General features: G+C 68.4%; 16 protein-coding genes and 2 pseudogenes. 7 read left to right on the forward strand and 11 right to left on the reverse strand.

Translation table 11 applies throughout. The features are described 5' to 3' along the window. The coding region (locus ACWGH4_RS06205; protein WP_453456249.1) for a M4 family metallopeptidase at positions 1-2,234 on the forward strand (2,234 nt) is incomplete at its 5' end. Between the two features lie 39 nt (positions 2,235-2,273). Here ACWGH4_RS06205 and ACWGH4_RS06210 read toward each other — a convergent pair. After that, a complete protein-coding gene (locus ACWGH4_RS06210) occupies positions 2,274-3,284 on the reverse strand; it encodes a helix-turn-helix transcriptional regulator (protein WP_453456252.1) in 1,011 nt (336 codons plus the stop codon). A 531-nt stretch (positions 3,285-3,815) separates the two neighbouring features. Here ACWGH4_RS06210 and ACWGH4_RS06215 point away from each other — a divergent pair. Beyond that, positions 3,816-4,907 (forward strand): PP2C family protein-serine/threonine phosphatase, encoded by a 1,092-nt coding sequence (locus tag ACWGH4_RS06215; RefSeq protein WP_453456255.1) that lies wholly within the window; start codon positions 3,816-3,818, stop codon positions 4,905-4,907. A 112-nt stretch (positions 4,908-5,019) separates the two neighbouring features. Here the strand turns inward: ACWGH4_RS06215 and ACWGH4_RS06220 are convergent, their stop codons facing one another. Then, positions 5,020-5,487 carry a MarR family winged helix-turn-helix transcriptional regulator gene (locus ACWGH4_RS06220; RefSeq protein WP_453456258.1) on the reverse strand — a complete coding sequence of 156 codons (468 nt, stop codon included), beginning with the start codon at positions 5,485-5,487 and terminating at the stop codon, positions 5,020-5,022. 87 nt (positions 5,488-5,574) lie between these two features. On the opposite strand from ACWGH4_RS06220, the gene ACWGH4_RS06225 reads away from it, so the two are divergent. Next, on the forward strand, positions 5,575-6,036 hold the full coding sequence (locus tag ACWGH4_RS06225; protein ID WP_453456261.1) for an ester cyclase: 462 nt from the start codon (positions 5,575-5,577) through the stop codon (positions 6,034-6,036). A 521-nt stretch (positions 6,037-6,557) separates the two neighbouring features. Here ACWGH4_RS06225 and ACWGH4_RS06230 read toward each other — a convergent pair. Next, entirely contained in the window at positions 6,558-7,043 is a 486-nt protein-coding gene (locus ACWGH4_RS06230) for a hypothetical protein (RefSeq protein ID WP_453456264.1), read from the reverse strand. Positions 7,044-7,196: 153 nt separating this feature from the next. Between ACWGH4_RS06230 and ACWGH4_RS06235 the strand changes: the two are divergent. Beyond that, a pseudogene (locus ACWGH4_RS06235) lies at positions 7,197-7,328 on the forward strand (ATP-binding protein); the annotation flags it as partial. 540 nt (positions 7,329-7,868) lie between these two features. On the opposite strand, the gene ACWGH4_RS06240 reads toward ACWGH4_RS06235, so the two are convergent. From ACWGH4_RS06240 to ACWGH4_RS06250, 3 genes are all read right to left on the reverse strand, one after another. Further along, positions 7,869-8,003: a hypothetical protein gene (locus tag ACWGH4_RS06240; protein WP_453456266.1), complete on the reverse strand. Its 135-nt coding sequence runs from the start codon at positions 8,001-8,003 to the stop codon at positions 7,869-7,871. 27 nt (positions 8,004-8,030) lie between these two features. Beyond that, positions 8,031-8,735: a hypothetical protein gene (locus ACWGH4_RS06245; protein ID WP_453456269.1), complete on the reverse strand. Its 705-nt coding sequence runs from the start codon at positions 8,733-8,735 to the stop codon at positions 8,031-8,033. Between the two features lie 247 nt (positions 8,736-8,982). Further along, positions 8,983-9,153 carry a hypothetical protein gene (locus ACWGH4_RS06250; protein ID WP_453456272.1) on the reverse strand — a complete coding sequence of 57 codons (171 nt, stop codon included), beginning with the start codon at positions 9,151-9,153 and terminating at the stop codon, positions 8,983-8,985. Positions 9,154-9,499: 346 nt separating this feature from the next. Here ACWGH4_RS06250 and ACWGH4_RS06255 point away from each other — a divergent pair, with 346 nt between their 5' ends. After that, positions 9,500-10,183, forward strand: coding sequence for a hypothetical protein (locus ACWGH4_RS06255; protein ID WP_453456275.1), 684 nt, complete (start codon positions 9,500-9,502; stop codon positions 10,181-10,183). A gap of 520 nt (positions 10,184-10,703) precedes the next feature. On the opposite strand, the gene ACWGH4_RS06260 is transcribed toward ACWGH4_RS06255, so the two are convergent. Further along, positions 10,704-11,114 carry an SRPBCC family protein gene (locus ACWGH4_RS06260; protein ID WP_453456278.1) on the reverse strand — a complete coding sequence of 137 codons (411 nt, stop codon included), beginning with the start codon at positions 11,112-11,114 and terminating at the stop codon, positions 10,704-10,706. Next, positions 11,111-11,425, reverse strand: a complete 315-nt coding sequence (locus ACWGH4_RS06265) for an ArsR/SmtB family transcription factor (RefSeq protein ID WP_453456281.1) — start codon at positions 11,423-11,425, stop codon at positions 11,111-11,113. Before ACWGH4_RS06265 ends, ACWGH4_RS06260 begins: the two co-directional genes overlap by 4 nt. 461 nt (positions 11,426-11,886) lie before the next feature. Here ACWGH4_RS06265 and ACWGH4_RS06270 point away from each other — a divergent pair, with 461 nt between their 5' ends. Continuing rightward, complete coding sequence (locus ACWGH4_RS06270) at positions 11,887-15,414, forward strand: NB-ARC domain-containing protein (RefSeq protein WP_453456284.1); 3,528 nt, start codon at positions 11,887-11,889, stop codon at positions 15,412-15,414. Between the two features lie 646 nt (positions 15,415-16,060). Here ACWGH4_RS06270 and ACWGH4_RS06275 read toward each other — a convergent pair. From ACWGH4_RS06275 to ACWGH4_RS06285, 3 genes are all read right to left on the reverse strand, one after another. Next, positions 16,061-16,792, reverse strand: a complete 732-nt coding sequence (locus ACWGH4_RS06275) for an alpha/beta fold hydrolase (protein WP_453456338.1) — start codon at positions 16,790-16,792, stop codon at positions 16,061-16,063. Then, entirely contained in the window at positions 16,675-17,931 is a 1,257-nt protein-coding gene (locus tag ACWGH4_RS06280; protein WP_453456290.1) for an NACHT domain-containing protein, read from the reverse strand. Before ACWGH4_RS06280 ends, ACWGH4_RS06275 begins: the two co-directional genes overlap by 118 nt. A gap of 282 nt (positions 17,932-18,213) precedes the next feature. Then, the gene (locus tag ACWGH4_RS06285; protein WP_453456293.1) at positions 18,214-18,714 is read right to left on the reverse strand and encodes a hypothetical protein; all 501 of its coding nucleotides are present in this window, start codon (positions 18,712-18,714) and stop codon (positions 18,214-18,216) included. A 542-nt stretch (positions 18,715-19,256) separates the two neighbouring features. Here ACWGH4_RS06285 and ACWGH4_RS06290 point away from each other — a divergent pair. Then, positions 19,257-19,464: pseudogene (locus ACWGH4_RS06290) on the forward strand (hypothetical protein); the annotation flags it as partial. Positions 19,465-19,526 lie beyond the last annotated feature (62 nt).

The following is a 19,526-nucleotide window of genomic DNA, read 5'->3' on the forward strand; positions in this document are numbered from 1 at the left end:
TCTCCGCCGACGACACCTCCAGGGGCGCCGCCGCCACTAACGCCCTCCCCCAAATCACGGCGGCGCCCCGACCGGGCGCCGCGATCGTCCCGCTGTCTCCCGGCGAGCGGCGCCAGTTGCTCGACCGGGCCACCGGGAGCGGCCCGCAGACGGCCCGCGCGCTGAAGCTCGGCGCCCGGGAGAAGCTGATCGCCCGCGATGTGATCAAGGACGCCGACGGCTCGGTGCACACCCGTTACGAGCGCACGTACGCGGGTCTGCCCGTCCTCGGCGGCGACCTGGTCGTGCACGAGCGCCCCGCCGGCCGCACCGTCACCTACGCCTCGACGGCCGAGCTGACCCTGCCGACGACCGAGGCGAAGGTGCCGGCCGCCGCCGCGAAGAAGCTCGCGTTGGGCAAGGCCAAGGAGCAGGGCACCGCCAGGGGGAACGCGGACAAGGCGCCCCGTCTGGTCGTGTGGCTGGCGGACGGCGGAGCGAAGCTGGCGTGGGAGACGGTCGTCACCGGCCTCCAGAAGAACGGTTCCCCCAGCGAGCGGCACGTCGTGACCGACGCCGCCGACGAGACCGTGCTGGGCAACGGCGAGAACGTGAAGTCCGCCGACGGCCACGGCATGTACAGCGGGCAGGTCACGATCGGCTCGGTCCGCCAGGACGACGGCACGTACGCGCTGATCGACAACGAGCGCGGCGGACACCGCGTGCTCGACTCCAGCAACAGCTGGAGCGGCGTCCTCATGACGGACGACGACGACGTCTGGGGCGACGGAGACCCGCGGCACCCCCAGACCGCGGCGGTGGACGCCGCGCACGGCATGCAGACGACGTGGGACTTCTACAAGGAGCGCTTCGGCCGCAACGGCATAGCCGACGACGGCCGCGGCGGCTACTCCCGCGTCCACTACCAGGCCCAGCTCGGGGTCCCGCTGGCCAACGCCAACTGGCAGGACAGTTGCTTCTGCATGAGCTATGGCGACGGCCGCGACGGGCTGCACCCCGTGCTCGCCCTGGACATCACCGCGCACGAGATGGCGCACGGCGTCACCTCCGCCACGGCCGCGCTGGGTGACTTCGGCGAATCGCCGGCCCTCAACGAGGCGATCAGCGACATGATCGCCGCCGCGGTGGAGTTCCACGCGGACAACCCGAAGGACGTGCCGGACTACCACCAGGCCGAGCTGGCCGACCTGCGCGGCAACGGCGGACCGATCCGGTACATGGACCACCCGTCCAAGATCGGCGAGTACTACGGCCACACGCCGATGGACTACTGGTCGCCGGACGCGAAGTGGGCCGAGTCGCACATGGCGGCCGGGATCGGGGACCACTTCTTCTATCTGCTGGCCGAGGGCAGCGGCGCGAAGACCATCAACGGTGTCGCATACGACAGCCCCACATACGACGGCCTGCCGGTGGCGGGCATCGGCCTGCACGACGCCACGGACGTGATCTACCGCGCGCTGACCGTCTACATGACCAGCCGCACCGACTACCAGGGCGCCCGCACCGCGACCCTCCAGGCCGCCGCGGACCTCTACGGCGCGCAGAGCGACGCTTACGAGGCCGTGGCCAACGCCTGGGCGGCCGTCAACGTCGGCAACCGGTACGTCAACCACATCGCCGTCGAGCCGACGCCGTTCGAGGCCGTGGCCGTCGGCCAGCCGGTCGACCGCCGGATCACCGCCGTCAGCACCCGTCCCGGCGCGCTCTCCTTCACCGCCAATGCGTTGCCCAAGGGCCTGACGATCGACGCCGCCACCGGCAGGATCACCGGCACGCCGGAGAAGGCCGGTACCTACGACACCAAGATCGACATCACGAACGCGGCCGGTGACGTCCGGACCCTGGCGTTCACCTGGACCGCGGTGGAGTCCGGCGGACACTACTTCGTCAACCCGACCCTCACCGCGATCCCGAAGAACGGCACGGCCGAGTCCGCCCTGCTCGTACGGGGCCGACCGGGCAACGCCCCGGCCGATCTGAAGGTCACCGTGAGCATCGATCATCAGTTCGGCAACGCCATGCTGCTTGACCTGATCGCCCCCGACGGCACGGTCATCCCCGTCAAGCCCTGGGGCCCGTGGGTGATCGCCCCCGGCCTCAACGAGACGTACACGGTCGACACCTCCGCCGTCGCCGCGACGGGCACCTGGAAGCTACGGGTCACCGACGGCACGCCCGGCATCTTCACCCTGGAGCCGGGCCGGCTGAACGCGTGGAGCCTCACCTTCTGACCCCGGACCGCGTGACGGCCCGTCAAAGGCGCCGGGCCGTCACGCCCCCTGCTTCAGCCACCCCCGCTCCGCCGCCATCAGCGCGATCTGGAAGCGGGTCCGCGCGCCGAGCGCGGCGCCCACGTAACTGACGTGCTTCTGCACGGTGCGGCGGCTCACCCGAAGCACACGGGCGATCGTCTCGTCCTTCATCCCGGTCGCCATCAGATGCAGGATCTCCCGCGTCCTCAGGTCCGGCCCGGAGAGCGCCGGCTCACCTCCGGGCACCGGCCCCTCGCCCAGGCTCTCCAGCGACACCGGCTCCGCCCGCTCCCACACGTTCTCGAACAGCTCTACCAGGGCCGTCACCAGGGCGGGCGAGTGCACCACCATGGAACCCGACGACGGTTCCTCCTCCCGTACCGGCAGCAGCGCCGCCGACCGGTCGAAGACCGCCAGCTTCACCGGCAGCCGCGCCGCCAGCCGCAGCTCGCCGCCCTGCCGGGTCCCGTACACGGCCGTGGCTAGGGAGCGCACGTCGGTGAAGCCATCCGTCTCGTACACCGACCGCATGCGCACGGCGGGCGGCAGGCCCAAGTCCTCCGGAGTCACCGTCAGACCCGTGACGTACGGGGGTTTCGAGAAGTGCAGCAGCTCGCCGGTGCTCGCCTTGAGCAGCTGGCCGTAGCGTACGGACACCTCGCCGGCGCTCTGCAGCACCTCCACCAGATGTCCGGCACGCGGCGCGGACACCACCTCGTACACCTCGTGCAGGCGGGCCACCATGCTCTCGGCCCGGTCCAGTTCGGCCCGCCGACGGGCCAGCAGGGCGCCCAGCGACGAGCGCGGCGGGCCGGCCGCCCAGCGTGGCGGCGCGGCGTCGGTCTTCAGTACGAGGGCGGACGCGGCGAGGTGCCCGAGCACCCGGTCCGCCTCCGCCGGGGACACGCCGAGCGCCGCCGCCACTTCGGTGACGTCCGCCGACGGGACGGTCACCAGGTGCTCCAGCACCTTTCCGGCCATGGGGTCGAGGCCGGTCACCGACCACGGGTCGTCTGTGTTCGCTTGCATACGTCTGGCACTCCTGTGCTCGCGCGACCCGCTGCCCGGCGCGGCGGACGTCGTCGTTCCGCCGGGCCGGGCAGCGCATGCATCAGGTCATTCTCACCTCCCGCATGTTCGTTGCCGGTCACGTCCATATGTCAGGCTCCTGTCGTGCCGGTGCAGGCACGTTCGACGCCGACTCCCGGATGCCCTCGAGGACCGTGGTCCCCGCGGTGATGTCCCCGCTGCGGCCCTGCCGGCTCATGATCCAGCCGCCGCTCGACAGACCAATGTTGTCGGCCGACTTGCGCCCGGCAGAGGTCCGCCATTCCTGCTTCGGCCACGTCCTCGCCACCCTCATCGAGCCCTGCGCGGGCCCCGACGCCCCCGCCTGCGGGAGCCCGGGCAGGGGACGTCGTCTGAATTGGCCGAGCGCATCGCGGCCGACTACGGCCATCTACGTCGCTGGTGAGCTTCTGCTCGGGCCGGTGCTGATGATGGGCGGCGCGCTGGAAGAGATGCGCACTATGCCTTCACTGCGCAGATATTGTGCGAAGTGTGATTGAGTCTGGACGGCCGCGGCTCCGTAGGCGCCCCGGGCCGGGAAGACTTGTGAGGCTGTCGCCGGTCATCCTGACCGTCGTCATCGCCAGCCTGGCATACGCCACGCCACGGGAATTGGCCTTCAGTCGCCTCTTGCCCGCGGCGCCGGCCCTCGCCGCCGCCATGTGGCCGGTGCTCCCCACGGTCCTGCTCGGGACGGTCTGCCTCTTTCTGATGATCGGGCTCAGCCTCGTCTTCCCCGATCTGGGGACGTGGTGGACGGCTGCGGGGATCATCGCGGTGACCGTGGCTGCCGCGTACGGAAGCCATGTCCGGCTCCAGCGAGAGCGCACCCTCTTCCACGTACGCCTCGTCGCCGACGCCGCGCAGCAGGTGGTGCTGAGCCCTATGCCACGCCGCTTCGGCAGCATCGAGGTCGAGTCGCTGTATCTCGCTGCCGCGGCGGAGGCCCGCATCGGTGGGGATTTCTACGAGGTGGTCGACACGCCGTACGGCGTGAGGCTGCTCATCGGTGACGTGCGCGGCAAGGGCCTGCCGGCAGTGGGGGCGGCCGCGGCGATCGTCAACGCCTTCCGGGAGGCGGCCTATCACGAGCCCGCCATGGTCAACGTCGCACGCAGGCTTGACGCCAGCAGCACCCGTTACAACGCCGCCTTTCCCCCCGAGGGGACGATGGAGCGTTTCGCCACCGCCCTTCTCGTCGAGATCCCGCACGAGGGAGGACGTATCGACGTCCTCAACTGCGGACACCCCCCGGCGCTGCTCCTGAACCGCGGGAAACTCCGTGTCCTCGAGTCGGCCACCCCCTCGCCACTGCTCAGCCTCGCGGAGCTGATCGGTGATCAGTACAACGTTGACACCTTCGACTTCGCCCCCGACGACCTGCTGCTTCTCTATACCGACGGGATCACCGAGGCCCGCGCCCGCGACGGCGAGTTCTTCCCGCTGGCAGCTTGGATGCGTCGGCAGCCCCCGACGCCGCCCCGCCAACTGCTCACGGCCCTTCACCGCGATCTTCTCCGCTACACCAGGGGAAGCCTTGACGACGACATCGCCGCGCTCGCCGTACGCCTGTGTGGGCCCTGAAACAACACAGGCTCGGAGGGGTCCCACGACCCGGCGGGAGGGATCTTCAGAAAACAGGGTTTCTGAAGATCGCGTGCGGATGCCCCCGGAGCGCGACCGGGCGGTTGTCGGGTCAGTCGGAACGCAGGCGTGCGGTCTGTGCGGTGCCGACGTCCGTGGTGCGCCGCAGGTATCGCTCGATCACCGTGAGCTCGTCGTCGGTGAAGTCCTCCAGCGTCTGGTCGAAGGCTTTGCCGGGGGCATCCCAGGCGGCTTCGATCTCGGGGGTGCGGCCACGGGTGAGGGTGACGAGCATCTTGCGCCGGTCATGGGGGTCGGGGCGGCGTTCGACGAGGCCGGCCTTCTGGAGGCGGTCGACCAGGCGGGTGGCCGATCCGGAGGTCAGTCCTGTCAGCTCCGCGATCTCGCCCAGGGTGCAGGGCTCGGATTCCAGGGCGAGCAGGCTGACGCACTGGAGGTCGGTGGGGTGCAGGCCGAGGTGTTCGGCCATGGCCTGGTTGAACAAGGTGTAGGCGGCGTGGTGGCGCCGGGCCGCCACGGTGACCGCCTCGACCAGCTGCTCACGGGTTCGGTTTGACATGGAATCACCCTCGCGTCTATCTATATCTGCGTCACGCAGATAGTGTGCGGCGCAGATACTTTTTTAGCACGACCCTTGGGAGAACCCATGACCACCCACACCTCCGAGCATCTGCGTGTCCTCTACGGCCGTTGGAGCGAGATGTGGCGCGGCGACTTCAGCCACGCCAAAGAGATCCTCGACCCCGGCTTCGTCGTCCACCAGGCCCGCCCGGACGGCAGCGACTCCAAGGCCACCACCGGCCCCGAGCGCCTGCTGCCCGAGATCGAGCAGACCATGGCCACCTTCGGCGACATCACCATCACCGTCGACCTCGGCCCGATCGTCGACGGCGACCTGATCTCCGCCCGCTGGACCATGCGCGCCACCTACACCGGTGGCATCCCCCAGGCCACCGCCCCCATCGGCACGAAGATCTCCTTCAGCGGCAACGACATCCTGCGCGCCCGCGACGGCCGGTTCGTCGAGTACTGGACCTGCACCGACATCCTCGACGGCCTCTCCCAGCTCGGCGCCATCTCCGGCCCCAACGGTCCTGCCCACCACTGACAGACACGACTCAACGCGCCGGCCGGGGTATCGGTCCTCCCCGTAGCCGCTTGCCTTGACGCTTCCCGGCAGGCGCTCTTCGGTCCCGGAAGCCCAGCCTCCTGCTGACCGGCGGATCGCCGCCCTGCGGCAGGCCGCCCGGGACAGGCACCGGCAGGCCGTCCAACGGGCGGAGGGGGCATCCGAAGGCTGATCAAGGAGGGCGAGGAGATCAACTTCCGGGCCGTCTTCGAAGGGCGGGCGGGCGTCAACCTGGACTTCCTCTATGCCCACACCGACCTGCGGAGACGCATCGAGACCCTGCGCGGCCAGCAACGGACCGCGCGGCCTGCCCCTCAGTCGACGACGGCACGGTTATCCGTACTCTTACCGACGCCCGTCGTCGTGAGCGCAACACCCACCGCGAGCGCGTCCAAGAACTCGAACGGCGACTGGCCGCCGCACACGGCGAGATCCTGCGCTTGCCACGCGTGATCCAGTCGTATGGCCCGGGGCTGTGATCACTCGCCAGGCTGCGGAGCCTACGATCCCGAGCGCAAGCCCAGAACACTGTGCTCCACCACGCCCGCGGGAAGATCGCTCCTTCCTGACGCCCGGGCAGTCAACTCCACGAGACCGGCCCGGAGGTCGGCGGCGGGCTCCCCAAGGATGATCGCGCTGATGATCAGTTCCATCATCAGACGGTCGTACTCGTCGCCCTTGCTCCGATAGCGCTCCACATCAGCCTCCACCACAGCAGAGGCGATCCTCCTGCCCCCACCGGTCACGGGGGCAAAGGACGCCTCATAGACGCCGTGACCGGTCCAACTCCGGTGCATGAAAAGGACATCGCCTTCGACGAAGACGTTCCACTTCTCATCCATGTCCCGGGCTCGATATCCGCGTTGGATCCGGTCCCAGTCCTCGTCGGTCCAGACACGATCCGGCAACTGAGAGACCGGCCTGGGCGCGCTGATCGGATGGAGGCGCCGGAACGACTCTCGGGTGAGCGGGGCATCGGCAGTCATGGCGTGATCCTACGGTCGTACTACTCGAACACGACAGCGACTTACCTCGATCGAGCCACCGCCCTGGGCAAGCTTGAACCTCTGCCCCTTCAGGACGCATCCGCAGCGTCCTGAACGGCTGTTTGCACGACTCCCTCACTGCTACGCCGATAACTCGAGGCCTTCGACTTCGACGCCAACGCCATCGATCCCGCCGTGGTCAACACCCTCGCAAGCTGCGAGTGGATCAAGAAGAGCCGGCCGCTCTGCCTGATCGGCGACTCCGGCACCGACAAGTCCCACCTGCCATGGACAGACCGACGAGCACACAAGCCGACAGTCACACCATCAACGGCTTCTGTTGGAACCTCAAAGGCATCCAAGCGGCAGCAATCGGATGTCATCCGCGCTACGCCGAAGCCCTTGGGGCCGACAGAGTTCCGCGTCGTCATACCGCACCAAGTTGGCGGAACTCATGTGTAGCGCGCGGGAACAAGGACGAGACGATGTTCGACTGCAGCTCTCCATCAAGAGCAGACGCGAGGAATTGCGTGCAGGATGCGGAGAAGTGCTCCCATCGGTCGCCGCGCGCCTCGTTCACCATGACGCTCCACTGGTCCGGCTCAAGGCTTGGCCGGACAAGCCAGTAGAGGCACTCTCCGTTGTCCGTGGTTGCCCAGGGGATGACTCGGGACCCCTCGACCTCCAGTTCCGCCGGCTTCTTCTCGAATTTCCACAGATCTTCCAGGTCTTCGGCCCGGTGCTCTGCCCATTCGATGAGGTCGTAGTTCTCGTTGGGGCAGCCGGGCTCCAGGAGGTACAGATAGTCGTCCCAGGTACTTCCCCCTAGACGTGGACGAGCTCCTTGTAGTCGGTGGGAAGCTCGACCCCAAGGCTGCGCTCGGCCCGGCCCCAATCTTTCCGGCGGGGCTCGCTCGGCGGTGGGGCGATCTCGAAGAGACGTGCAAGGGCGTTGGTCATTGGCGGTGCAGCGCCCGGCCGCCTGCGTCAGTTACCCGGAGCCTGGTACAGGCCGCGGCCTGCACGGTGGGCACGGGATGTGGCGACCAGCCGGTCGAGAGTGCTGCGCACCGTGTTGATGGCACCCGCGGACTCGTCGCGGCCCAGGATCTGTGCGACTTCCCGGGCACGCATGGGGGCAGCCGCATGGCGGGCGAGCACGGCGGCGACCTGATCAGTCAGCCCAGCCGCCTCGACCGGAGAGGGGGCCTCGCCCTTTGCCTTCTGCGCGGGCGAAGCCTTCGCAGAGGACGCGGTGTTCTTGGTCCGGCGGGTCTTCGCCGCAGTCTTGGCGGGGGCCTTCTTGGATGCAGTCTTCTTCCTCGAAGCGGGTCGCCTCCGGGGTTTGGTTTCGGCAGCGGGCGCCAGAGGCTGTTCGGCCTCTGGCGCCGATGACGGCTCCTCACCGCCAGTGTCGGGGGTCGCTACTGCTGCCACGCTTTTGCGGCCCGAAGGCTTATCGGCGTCAGCAGTCTCGAAGTCCGGTTCGGCCTCGACCTGCGGCATCGGCACGGTGGTTGCGGAAAGAGCCTGCAACGCACTGAGGGCGCTGCGGACTGACTCGAGCCGCTCGGTAACAGCAGCGAGGTCCTTCTCCAGCGACTGCTGGTGGGCTTCCAGCTGCGGCAGTTCCTCCGTCAGCAGTGCGGTGGCAGCTTCGATGGTGAGATTCGCGTTTGCGGGTGTCGGCACGATGAGCTCCAGGGCTTATGACCGGGCAAGGGTGTGCTGCAGCGTAGGCCGATGACATTACGTTCGGCAACAAAGACCAACACCAGTGCCTGGACGGAGGGCACAGCGGCGACCCTGCCGCTTCCGACACCCGGTCCGCCAAGTCCGAATACATTGGGCACCTATGAACCGGTGCGGCACTTGCGAAAGGCGCCTACAGCCACACCACTTCGTCGGTACGCGGATCGCCCGCCCACTACACAAGACATCACATCGTGACCAGGTGCCCGATCCTGACCAGGGGTCCGTCCAGTTCCAGTCCGAGGCGCCCATCCAGCCGCCGCATTTGTTGTTGGCGGTGAAAGTTCCATCTTGCCTTCAGCGTCAGGGTGCCGCCGGCATCGGTCCATGTGGTCGTGAGTTCGGCCGGCTTCAGCACGACGATTCGCCCTCGGGCGGCGGCCGGTTCCAGATCCTGCCGCAGGCCGTGAGTGCGAGAGACATGGCAAGGGGGACGAGTTGACGGTCCGGGGGTCGTCACGGCCGAATCGCGATGAAGTGCCGCAACCGCATCGCGGATCGTTCTCGGCCGTGTCGGGGCGGGGACCTATCCGAGAGGCGGCGGCTCGACTGGATTCGCACCTGCCGAGAACCGGCGGGGCGAGCATGTCTGCGGTCCGTCGCCCCTTCGGCCCAATCCGGGGCGCCGAGGCGCTCCGATACGCCATGCCTCGACCACTATGAGCGGGATGAGGATTCCGGGCGATAGGCACGAGACTGCTCCGATGTCCGAAGAGGCCCAGGCCAGGGTCGGGAAGCGGCTGGACGATGTCGCCAAGATCCTCGCCGGTGCCCTGGTCGCTGTTGCAGGCATCATGACCGCGCTCGGGCTCACGAGCGACATCGTCTTCGTCGCGCTCAACAACGAATCGTGGCCCATCTACGCGGCCTCGCTCTGCGCCGTCCTCGCCATCGTGTGCAGCATCGTGGCACTGCTGATCCGCCCCACGCCCCGGGGGATTCTGTGGGAGACCGTCGTGCTCATCCTCGGGGTGATCTTTTACATGGTGTCGTTGAGCGTGGCGGTCGTCGGCGCGTCCAAGGCAGCCGGGGGGAACGGACGCCCGACCATTACCGACGTCGAGTTGAAAGGTCACCGGCCGGATCTGACGCTGAGCTTCACGGTTCGGGCCGACGGCGTTGACACGTGGGCGACCATCGAGGTCTACGCAGACGCTGTGGACGTGGACAAGGATCCCTTCGACATCGACTTCTACAGCGGCTACCTCAGGCCCGATGACAAGGGCGTGGTGGAACAGCGGGTCAGTTCACCGATTACCGTGCCGGAGGAAGCCTGGGGCATCGAGATCGGCGCTGTGGCTGCCGGCGGATCCCAGGACTGCGAGTCCCTCACAGAGCGCGGCCCGGCATGTGCGACGATCAAGCTGCCCCCGGCAACCCCTCGCTGAGCCGCCCCTGTCTCTCCGGCACGCCGATCTGCACACGTTCCGGGGTCAATAACCTGCCCCAGTTATTGGTGCGGACTGCCGCTCCCATCTATGAGCAGTCGCCCGGTTTCGAGGTCCCCCCGACTGACCACGAAGCGGGCTTCGCGCCCGTCCGGCATCCGCGACAGTGGCGACTCGGCCTCCGTCACAGCCACGCCGCATTGTCACCGTTTGGGAAACCCAGCGTGCCGTTCCAGTCGGTCCCACCGTCAACAATCGCGGTAGTAGGACCGAAGCCGGCGACTTGCTTCTTCGACCCACGACCGTAGATCTGCTGCGGCTATGAACTCAACGCCGTCAGCGATCACCGTGAGGTCCCCTCGGAAGTCGCCCACGCCTTCAGTGTGCCGCCGCCACGGGTAAAGGGCTCAAAGCTGGAAGGCAGGCCGCTCCCGCGCTGACGGTGCCCGTCGCGGCTCTGATCACGGGTGGGAGGAGACTCGCGCTGGGACACGACCACCCTCGATGGGAAAAGACGCGTTCAGGCGGTCTCGTTCAGTGCGGCGTCGAGGCGGTCCAGGACGCGCGGCCAGCCCTTGCCCATGCCGTCGTAGGCTTGTCGGCCCATCGGGGAATCGAGGTCGAAGCCCGCGTGGGTGAGGACGAGGCGGGTGCCTTCGCCTTCCGGCTGGAGCGTCCAGGTGATGGTGGTGTCGAGGGTCCCTTCCGCGAATCGGTAGGCCAGCAGGCGCTGGTCGTCCGCCTCGGTCACCTCGCAGGGCTGGCTGCCGAAGCTGCCCATGTCGAGGGTGAAGCGGTGTCCGACGACGGGCTTGATGTCGCCGGCGGCCCACCAGCGTGCATGGAGGTCGGGGTCGGTCAGGGCCTTCCACACCGCCGCCGGGGGGTGGGGCAGGAACTTCTCGTAGGTGATCGGGTTGTTCTCGGTCATCTCTCGTTTTCCTTGTCCAGGAGATCGGCGAGCGCGTCCAGGCGCTGCTGCCAGTAGTGCTCGAACGGGTGCAGCCACTCGCTCACCTCGCTCAGCCGGGCCGGTTCGAGGTGGTAGAAGCGGTGCCGGCCGCGCGGCTCCTCGCGCACCAGCCCGGCGCTGCGGAGCACCGACAGATGCTCGGAGACCGCAGGTCTGCCTAGCTCGAACATCCCGGCCAGCTCGCCGGTGGAGCGAGGTCCTTCACGCAGGTGCTCAAGCAGTCTGCGACGCACCGGGTTGGCCAACACGCCGAACACGTCTGTAGGCATGACCGAACAATACGTCGGAGATTCCCGACGCGTCAACAATCTCCGACCGATCTCGGCGGATCGGCGAACTACGAATCCGCGCCCACTGCCCCTGGGTAGTGGGCGCCTGGGAACCGTCCGACTAGGGAAAGGCACTCATCACCGGTGGCGGGCGGTTGGTGCTGAACCTGTCGGGACTCTGCGACTCGGCAGGGCTTAACGCACTGCTCTGGGCTCGGCCGCAGCGCGGGCGGAGCCGATGCTGGCCTGTGCCGCTGCATCTGCGGCGCGTGGACTCAGGCGGAGGGCGCACAGGGACAGGTGTCTGCACGTCCACGGCGCCGACGCCGCCATCTCAGAACGACCTCTCTCGAACGCCAAGACAGGGTGCTTCCTGCTACTGGCAGGTACGCCTTGTGGGTTCGCCGATTCTGCTGAGTTGCCGGGGCGGCTGCGGCTATGGTCCGCGCGGGGAGAACGACATGGGGGTTGCAGCGGTGCGGATGTGGTCGTGGAAAGCGGGCCTGGTCTTCCTCGGTGGCCTGACCGCCGCACTGGCCGTACTGCTGGCGCTGGCTGGAAACGCCGCCACGGCCACGGCTCGATGGCCCGGCCCGCTCGACGCGTTGCGTACCAATCCGTGGCCCTGGGTGATTGGCCTGGGAGCGCTGGCGGTCATCGCGGCCGGAACCGCTGTGTGGATGCAGCTGAGGCCTCCCGCGATCACTGGTGACCCCCCTCCGCCTCCGCGTGCTCAAGTCCCGGACTGGTTCGTCGGCCGGGCCCAGACCCGGGCGGTGGTGAAGGCGGTGTGCCGGGGCAGGTCCTCGGTCGGTATCACGACCTCGCTATGGGGCGCGGGCGGCTTCGGGAAGACGACGCTCGCGACCGCCGTGTGCGACCACCGCGCAGTGCGCTCACGGTTCAAGCAACGGATCTATCCGGTCACGATCGGCCGGGATGTCCGCGGCCGCGCTGCCATCGCAGCGAAGGTCGCTGAGGTGACCCGGTTCATCACGGGTGACACCACCGAGTTCGATGACCCCCGGCTCGCCGGCGCCCACCTCGGCCGGCTGCTGGACGCCCGGCCGCGTACCCTGCTCGTCCTCGATGACGTCTGGGAGGAAGAACAACTCGCGCCCTTCCTCATCGGCGGCGGCCCCTGCGTCCGGCTCGTCACCACCCGCAATCCGCACCTCTTGCCCCCGGGCACGCAGCGGATCCATGTCGACGCGATGTCCCCCGACCAGGCCCTCGCGGTCCTGACCCACAACCTCCCTGCCATGCCCGCGGGCTTGGTCGATGCGCTGCTGAGAAAGACTGGCCGATGGGCGCTGCTCCTGCGACTGGCGAACCGGCTGATCGCCGAACTGGTCCACACCGGCGTCGATCCGCAGACAGCCGGCGAACGAGTCCTTGCCCGGATCAGTGCTACCGGGCCGGCCGGGGTGGACCAGCCGGGGGCCGTCTGGGACTTGGACGACCCCGCCCAGCGCAGCCAGGCCGTTCAGGCCACGGTCGAGGCCGCCACCACCCTGCTTCCTCCCGGCGCGACGGACCGGTTCACCGAGCTCGGGATCTTCGCAGAGGACGAACTGGTGCCCCTCTCGGCGATCGCTCTGCTGTGGCGGGCCACCGGCGGCCTGACAGAGGACCAGTCCCGGCTGCTGTGCGCGGACCTGGAGCGTCTGTCGCTGATCACCCTCGCCCGTGAGGGAGGGGGCACAGTCAGCCTGCACGACGTCATCAGGGACTACCTGCGCGGCGACCTCGGCACGGCCGGTCTTCTGCGGCTCAACGGCGTGTTCGTCGACTCTGTCGCCGCAACACTGCCCCCGGCACAGGCCCTGACCTCCAGGCCACCGGAGCGCGCGTGGTGGCAGCTGCGCGACGGCTATCTCCTCGACCACCTCATCGACCATCTCATGGGTGCCGGGCGAACGGCACTCGCCGAAACTGCTGCAGGCGACGTGCGTTGGGTGGAAGCCCGTCTGATCCAGCGCGGCCCGTCCGCCGCGACAACCGACCTCACACGCGTCGGAAGCGCCCCCGCCGACGCCCTGGCCCGCAGCCTCGCTCAGATCGCCCACCTCCTCACCCCGACAGACCCGGCCAACGCGCTCACCAGCGTCCTGCACCATCTTTTGGAGAGCCACCCGCTGTGGCGGGACCAGATTGCAGCGCGCCGCAACGATCCCGGCCTGCGACCGTGCCTGACACATGAATGGCCGTCGCCGGACGCCCCCCACGAAGCCCTTCAACGAACCCTCACCGGCCACATGATGGACGTGGCGGCGGTGGCCATCTCCCCTGACGGGACATGGCTTGCCAGCGCCGGGTACGACCGCACCGCCAGACTGTGGGACCGGGCCACCGGCTCCTGCCTGGCCACCCTGGGCCGCCACAGGAGCGAGGCCACAGCGGTGGCCATCGCCCCCGACGGCACCTGGATCGCTTCCGCCGGCGCCGACGGCGAAGTGCGCCTGTGGGAGCGGGCCACAGGTACGTGCACCACCACCCTCAAGGGCCACAGCAACGGCATTACCGCCGTAGCCGTCAGCCCCGACGGATCCTGGCTGGCCACCGCCGGCCTCGACGAGACCGTGCGCCTATGGGACCAAGCCGGCGGAACCTGCACAGCCACCCTCGCAGGGCACACGGATGCCGTGCGGTCGGTAGCGATCGCACCGGACGGCTCCTGGCTCGCCAGCGCCGCCGACGACGGGAGGGTGTGGCTGTGGGACCTCGCCACAGCCACCTGCGCAGCCATCCTCACCGGCCACCAGAGCGAGGTCACAACCGTGGCCATCGCTCCGGACGGAACATGGCTCGCCACCGCCGGCCACGACCACACCGTCCGTCTGTGGGACCGGGCCACCGCCACCTGCACGGCCACCCTCACCGACCACACCGACTGGGTACGCACCGTGGCGATCGCTCCCGACGGGACATGGATGGCCACCGCCAGCCGCGACAAGTCGGTGCGCTTGTGGGACACGGCCACCGCCACCTGCACCACCATTCTCACCGGCCACCGCCACGACGTGCGATCCGTGGCGATCTCACCCGACGGCACATGGCTCGCCACCGCCAGCCGCGACAGCACCCTGCGCATCTGGGACCGGACAACCGGGTCCCTCATGTCGAGCGGATCCTCGTACGCAGTGCGCGCGGCAGCCATCTCACCCGACGGCTCGTGGCTCGCCTCCGTCGGTGAGGACTTCAAAGTCCGCCTCTGGGACCGGGCCACCGCCACCTGTACGGCCACCCTTGCCGAGTCATGCATCGGAGACGGCACACTGGCGATCGCTCCAGACGGAACATGGCTCGCCACCGCCGACCTCGGCAACAAGGTGCACCTGTGGGACCGGGCCGGCGGCACCCGCACGGCCACCCGCACGGCCACCCTCAGCGGACACACCGCCGAGATCACTTCCGTGGTCATCGCCCCGGACGGTTCCTGGCTGGCGTCCGGGGGCCACGACGACACGGTGAGGTTGTGGGACCGGGCGAGCGGCACCTGCACCGCAACGCTCCGCGGCCGCACCGGCGAGATCTTCTCGCTCGCCATCGCCCCGGACGGAACCTGGCTTGCCGCCGGGTACTACGACGGCACCATCAGGTTGTGGGACCGGGCCACCGGCACCTGCACGGCCACCCTCGACGCCCACACCGACGCAGTCCAGTCCGTCGCCATCGCCCCCGACGGAACCTGGCTCGCCACCGCCGACTACCTCGGCGAAGTCAAGGTGTGGAACCCGGCGACCGGCAGCTGCACGGCCACCCTCACCGGCCACACCCACGCAGTGTCCGTGGCCATCGCGCCGGACGGCGACTGGCTGGCCACGGCCAGCCGGGACCGAACGGTCAGAATCTACGCCGCCGGCGGCCACTGCCTGGTCGCCGTCGCCCGCACCGAAGAGCCCTTGCACTCATGTGCCTGGGGACCGAATCACGAACTGGCCGTAGCAGGCCAGGGCGGCCTCTACCTCTACGCACTGCTCACCTGAACTCTCTGTCGGTACGCCTGTCCGACTGCGTCCTCGCGCAACGTGAGGTGCGCCACGGCTGGGCACCTGCATGGCCCCCTGTCCACACGCCGCCGCAGCAAATGTTCCTACTGCTCGGTTCTGACGCAGATCTTGGGGGCGTCAGGGAGCGTGCTGCCCAGGCGAAGCGGTCCGCGCGCGGGGCCTGCGGTACGGGCTGTCCCAGCTGGATGCCCTGCACCATGCCCTTCGGGGACGCGGTGCGGGAATTGACGCGCCGTGACGGCTGATCATGCCCAGCATCGGCGTCTCCCCGTGGCACGGCCACCGGCCGTGCCTGTTGACCCGGCAGTATGCCGCCCTCCCCGGCTGCGGACCATGTATCGAGCCGGGCCTCTCCGTAGGGGCGGACATGGGACCAGAACAGCGCCTGGTGTTCGTCAACACCCTCATGCTCCAGGCCGCCCTCGCCGAGGACGAGTGGGCCAGCCTGCTCACCGGCGCCGACCGGCCCGGCATGTCCTCCTCAGAGGTCGGGTGGACCGGTGGTGCCCGCGGGCCAGGGGATAGCGCGAGTACTGGTGCTACCGTCTCACCCGCGATCATCACCGCGCCTATCCGGACCCTGACCAGGACAGACACCGCCTGGCAGCCTGAACTCCACCGCTCAGAAGGGCTCCGACAGAAACGTGGTGACAGCCGCGGCGAACTGATCCGGAGCATCGTGATGCACCACGTGACCGGTTTTCAGCTCGACCAGGCGGGCCAGGCCACTGCGGCGGGCGACCATGTTCCGAGCGTGATCGGCCGTCAACTCGTCGCTCCGTGTTCCACGGACCAGCAGGGTGGAGCAGGACACCGCTGTCCAGTCGTCCCAGTGATCGCCGTTGAGCGCCTTCTGAGACGCCACGGTGTCATCGATGCCGAACGAGAAACCCCAGCCCTGACCCCTCCGCCGGAAAGAGCATTCCAGATAGGGCGCCGTCGCGCCCAGGGCCGCGACCAGCGCCTCTCGAGACGGCGCGTGAGTTGGAAGACGCGTGGTGAACGACCAGTCGCAGTCGACGACCGCGCCGATGTCCTCCACGATCAGCTTGCTGACCTTGTCCGGGTGCCGAGCGGCGAACTGGTAGGCGTTCACCCCGCCCAGCGAGTGACCCAGCACCGGCACCGGGCCGACTCCCAGATGCTCGTGGAAGGCGACAACATCGGCTATGTAGTCGTCGCGCTCGTAAGTGTTCGCCTGCTCGGATTCTCCATGACCGCGCTGATCGAGCGCGATCACCCGCCACCCCGGCGCCAATGCCTCTGCGAGCGACGCGAACGCCGACGCCTCGTTGTAGTGACCGTGCAGGGCCACAAGCGGTCTCCCCGGACCACCGAAGTCCAGATACGACAGCTTCCGCCCACCCACCATGAAGAACTCACGCATGACGCGGATCTTAGGGGTCGGCACCGACACCCCAGAGCTGAACAGAGGCCCACGCACAGCCCGTCCACTTCAGGGGAGAGTCCCTCATCGACCAACACGGCACCGACACCGTCCTCACAGCCGTCGACGCGCTCCACGATGCCGGCGTCGAGATTCTGTAGTTCGATGCCGGCTGCTCTCTCCAGCGGCACAGGCAGAGCCCCCAAGGCACCCGGCTCCTGCGACAACGCATTCCGGTAGTCCTGGGTACGGCAGGAGAGAACGATCCCCTGACCTTCGACCATCGCCTCGTTGATCTTCATCAGCGCTTGCATCCGGAACCCATGCGGGATCTCGTCGAAGCCGTCGAGGAGCGGAAGGATCAGCCGTCTGTCGAGCAGAGCCCTGCCGCGACTGACCGAACTGTCCGGCGCCGGGGCAGGGAGGCCCATGAACTCGTAGTCGATTGCCAGCCTACGGTCCATCCACGCGAACAAGTCGCTCTCCTCGACCGGATTCCAGGACGCCAAAGAGAAGAGAACCGGGACGCGTGCCCCTTCGCCTGCCGGGCGCTCCACAAGGAGATCCAACAGCAACTGCACGAGCAACACAGTCTTCCCCGCGCCCTCTTGCCCCAGTACGACCAAGCGGTCCGTGGGAACGCGCCGCGAGAACACATCCTTGATTTCGCTGCCCTCTCCCGCCAAGTCAGCGGGACTTGTGGCCCACGCGCCGGTGTCGACCGAGCCTGCACGGGGCCATCGCTCGGCAGCCTCTCTGATCTTCGACCACTGCTCGGTCAGACCCTCGGGAGCCTGCTGCCACGACACGGTCAAGGAACCAGGCTCGTACAGGCGGCGAACCTTGCCCTCGCCTTCCCACTGAGCCCGGACCTTCAGCGCCAGATCGTCAGCGAGGTCGGTCAGTCGCACACTGTCCGCGTGATCACGGCGGTCCGCCTGATACGAGGCCCACGCCACTACCAGCGCGATCAACCCCACAACCAGAGCAAGTAGCCCCACACCGAAGCTCAGCACTCCGGCGAATCCCCCAGGGTCGAGGCCTGGAGTCCGCGCCGCCTTCACAGTCCACGCGACTCCGGCAACCCCGGTAAGGGTGAGCAGCACCCCGCCCCATGCCCAGAGTGCTCGCCCGTGACGCCCACCACTGCTTTTCATGACGGGGTGTTCCCCCTCGGAAGCGCATAGCACTCCTGCGCCAGAGCAGACCGGGCCCCGAAAGACGGATCCCAGCCGCCCAGCCGGTCCAAGACGCGGACCGGTGAGGCAAGTTCGCCGTGTGCACGACGATGGGTGCGCCTACTCCTACGGCTCTGACAGCGCCCGCAGAGCGCATAGGGCCGGATCGCCGCTGTCCGTCGGCTACGGCCGCGGATCCCGTGCCGTCGCTCACCGCAGGGGGAGAGCGTGGTACTCCGGTTCGGGTTGGCCGAAGGCCAGCCCGTTCTCGTCGAGCGCGTTGTGGACCGTGACGCGGCCCTGCGCGAGGACGATGCTCACCGCGACCATGCCGCGTGCCATGTCCTGTCCGCGCCACTCCAGCAGTTCGACCGCCGAGACCGCCTCGCCCGACCCGGTAACCAGGTCGTTGCGCCAGCGCAGCGTGAAGTCCGCCCAGCGGAATGGGGTGGTGTCAGGGGTGACCGTGTTCCACGTCAGGGAGAGGTCGTCGAACTTCTGGTGCTGGATCTCCAACTGCTCGCCCTCGAAGTCGAGCAGGACCGGCGCGTCGGCGAACCACTCGTCGTCGTGGACGTCCCAGAGCAGCCAGGCGTGCGTCAATGTGCGCCCGGTGAGACGGGCCAGGCGCTCGCCGTGCGCAGCAGCGGCATCGCGGCCCGACCGCCATACGGGCCGGTAGTCGCGGATGCCGAAGTAGTCGTCGCCCACGAGCGGACGCCCCTTGCTGTGCGGTCGAACGGTAAAGGCCGCCGCCCCCGGCACGGGGGAGTGGCCGTCTCACCGTACTGTCCGACGGCCCGCCCCCGACTTCGGCAGCTGTACCACCCGCCGGCTCACCCGCTGGACCACGGGGACCTCAGTCATCACTGCCACGGGACCAGGACGACCACCCGGCACAGGAACAGGCGCCGGGCACCCCGCTGCGACGTGGGCAAACCGTCCGCCGCGAGAAGACCGTCATCGCTCTGAAACGGTTGAAGGGATGAAAGGCGTCACCCCCGGTCTGGATACTGATGGCATGGAATTTGCCGTCTTCATGACCTTGCCCGGACTGGTCATCCTCCTGACAGTCGTGGCCTTCGCAGATCAACTGCTGCTCCGTGCCGGACGGGCCGGACTGCTGCCCTGGCGGAACAGCGTCCGGCAGGGTCAGATATCGGCGACCGGGTTCGAGCAGCTCCACGCGGGCTTTTCACCCGGGAAGCAGAACGAACTCAAGGAGCGGCAGTCAGCACTGGTGATGAGGGATGACGAGGAAGACGGGGCGCCACCGAACCGAACAGCGGTGGACCTGGAGGCAGGGACTGCGGTCGTCCGGATCGTGCAGGCCGTCGGCTCTACCGTCGCTACGAACGCAAGGCCGAACACTTCCTCGCCTTCGTCGGCATCGCTGCGACCCTCATCTGCCAACGCCGCCTGATCAGGCGAACAACACCTCGCCATGACGCTGCACGATGATGAGTCGCGTGAAGAGAACTACCGGGCCTGAAGCCGTCGTGGCCCGCTTGTAGCAGGAACAC

The sequence above is a fragment of the Streptomyces sp. NPDC054847 genome, from assembly GCF_053610925.1.

Excerpts from the sequence above, each read along its gene's own strand:
- ACWGH4_RS06270 (WP_453456284.1), top strand. The coding sequence starts at position 11,887 with ATGGGGGTTGCAGCGGTGCGGATGTGGTCGTGGAAAGCGGGCCTGGTC.
- ACWGH4_RS06260 (WP_453456278.1), bottom strand. The coding sequence starts at position 11,114 with ATGACCGAGAACAACCCGATCACCTACGAGAAGTTCCTGCCCCACCCC.
- ACWGH4_RS06255 (WP_453456275.1), top strand. The coding sequence starts at position 9,500 with ATGTCCGAAGAGGCCCAGGCCAGGGTCGGGAAGCGGCTGGACGATGTC.
- ACWGH4_RS06240 (WP_453456266.1), bottom strand. The coding sequence starts at position 8,003 with ATGACCAACGCCCTTGCACGTCTCTTCGAGATCGCCCCACCGCCGAGC.
- ACWGH4_RS06220 (WP_453456258.1), bottom strand. The coding sequence starts at position 5,487 with ATGTCAAACCGAACCCGTGAGCAGCTGGTCGAGGCGGTCACCGTGGCG.
- ACWGH4_RS06230 (WP_453456264.1), bottom strand. The coding sequence starts at position 7,043 with ATGACTGCCGATGCCCCGCTCACCCGAGAGTCGTTCCGGCGCCTCCAT.
- ACWGH4_RS06265 (WP_453456281.1), bottom strand. The coding sequence starts at position 11,425 with ATGCCTACAGACGTGTTCGGCGTGTTGGCCAACCCGGTGCGTCGCAGA.
- ACWGH4_RS06210 (WP_453456252.1), bottom strand. The coding sequence starts at position 3,284 with ATGCAAGCGAACACAGACGACCCGTGGTCGGTGACCGGCCTCGACCCC.
- ACWGH4_RS06225 (WP_453456261.1), top strand. The coding sequence starts at position 5,575 with ATGACCACCCACACCTCCGAGCATCTGCGTGTCCTCTACGGCCGTTGG.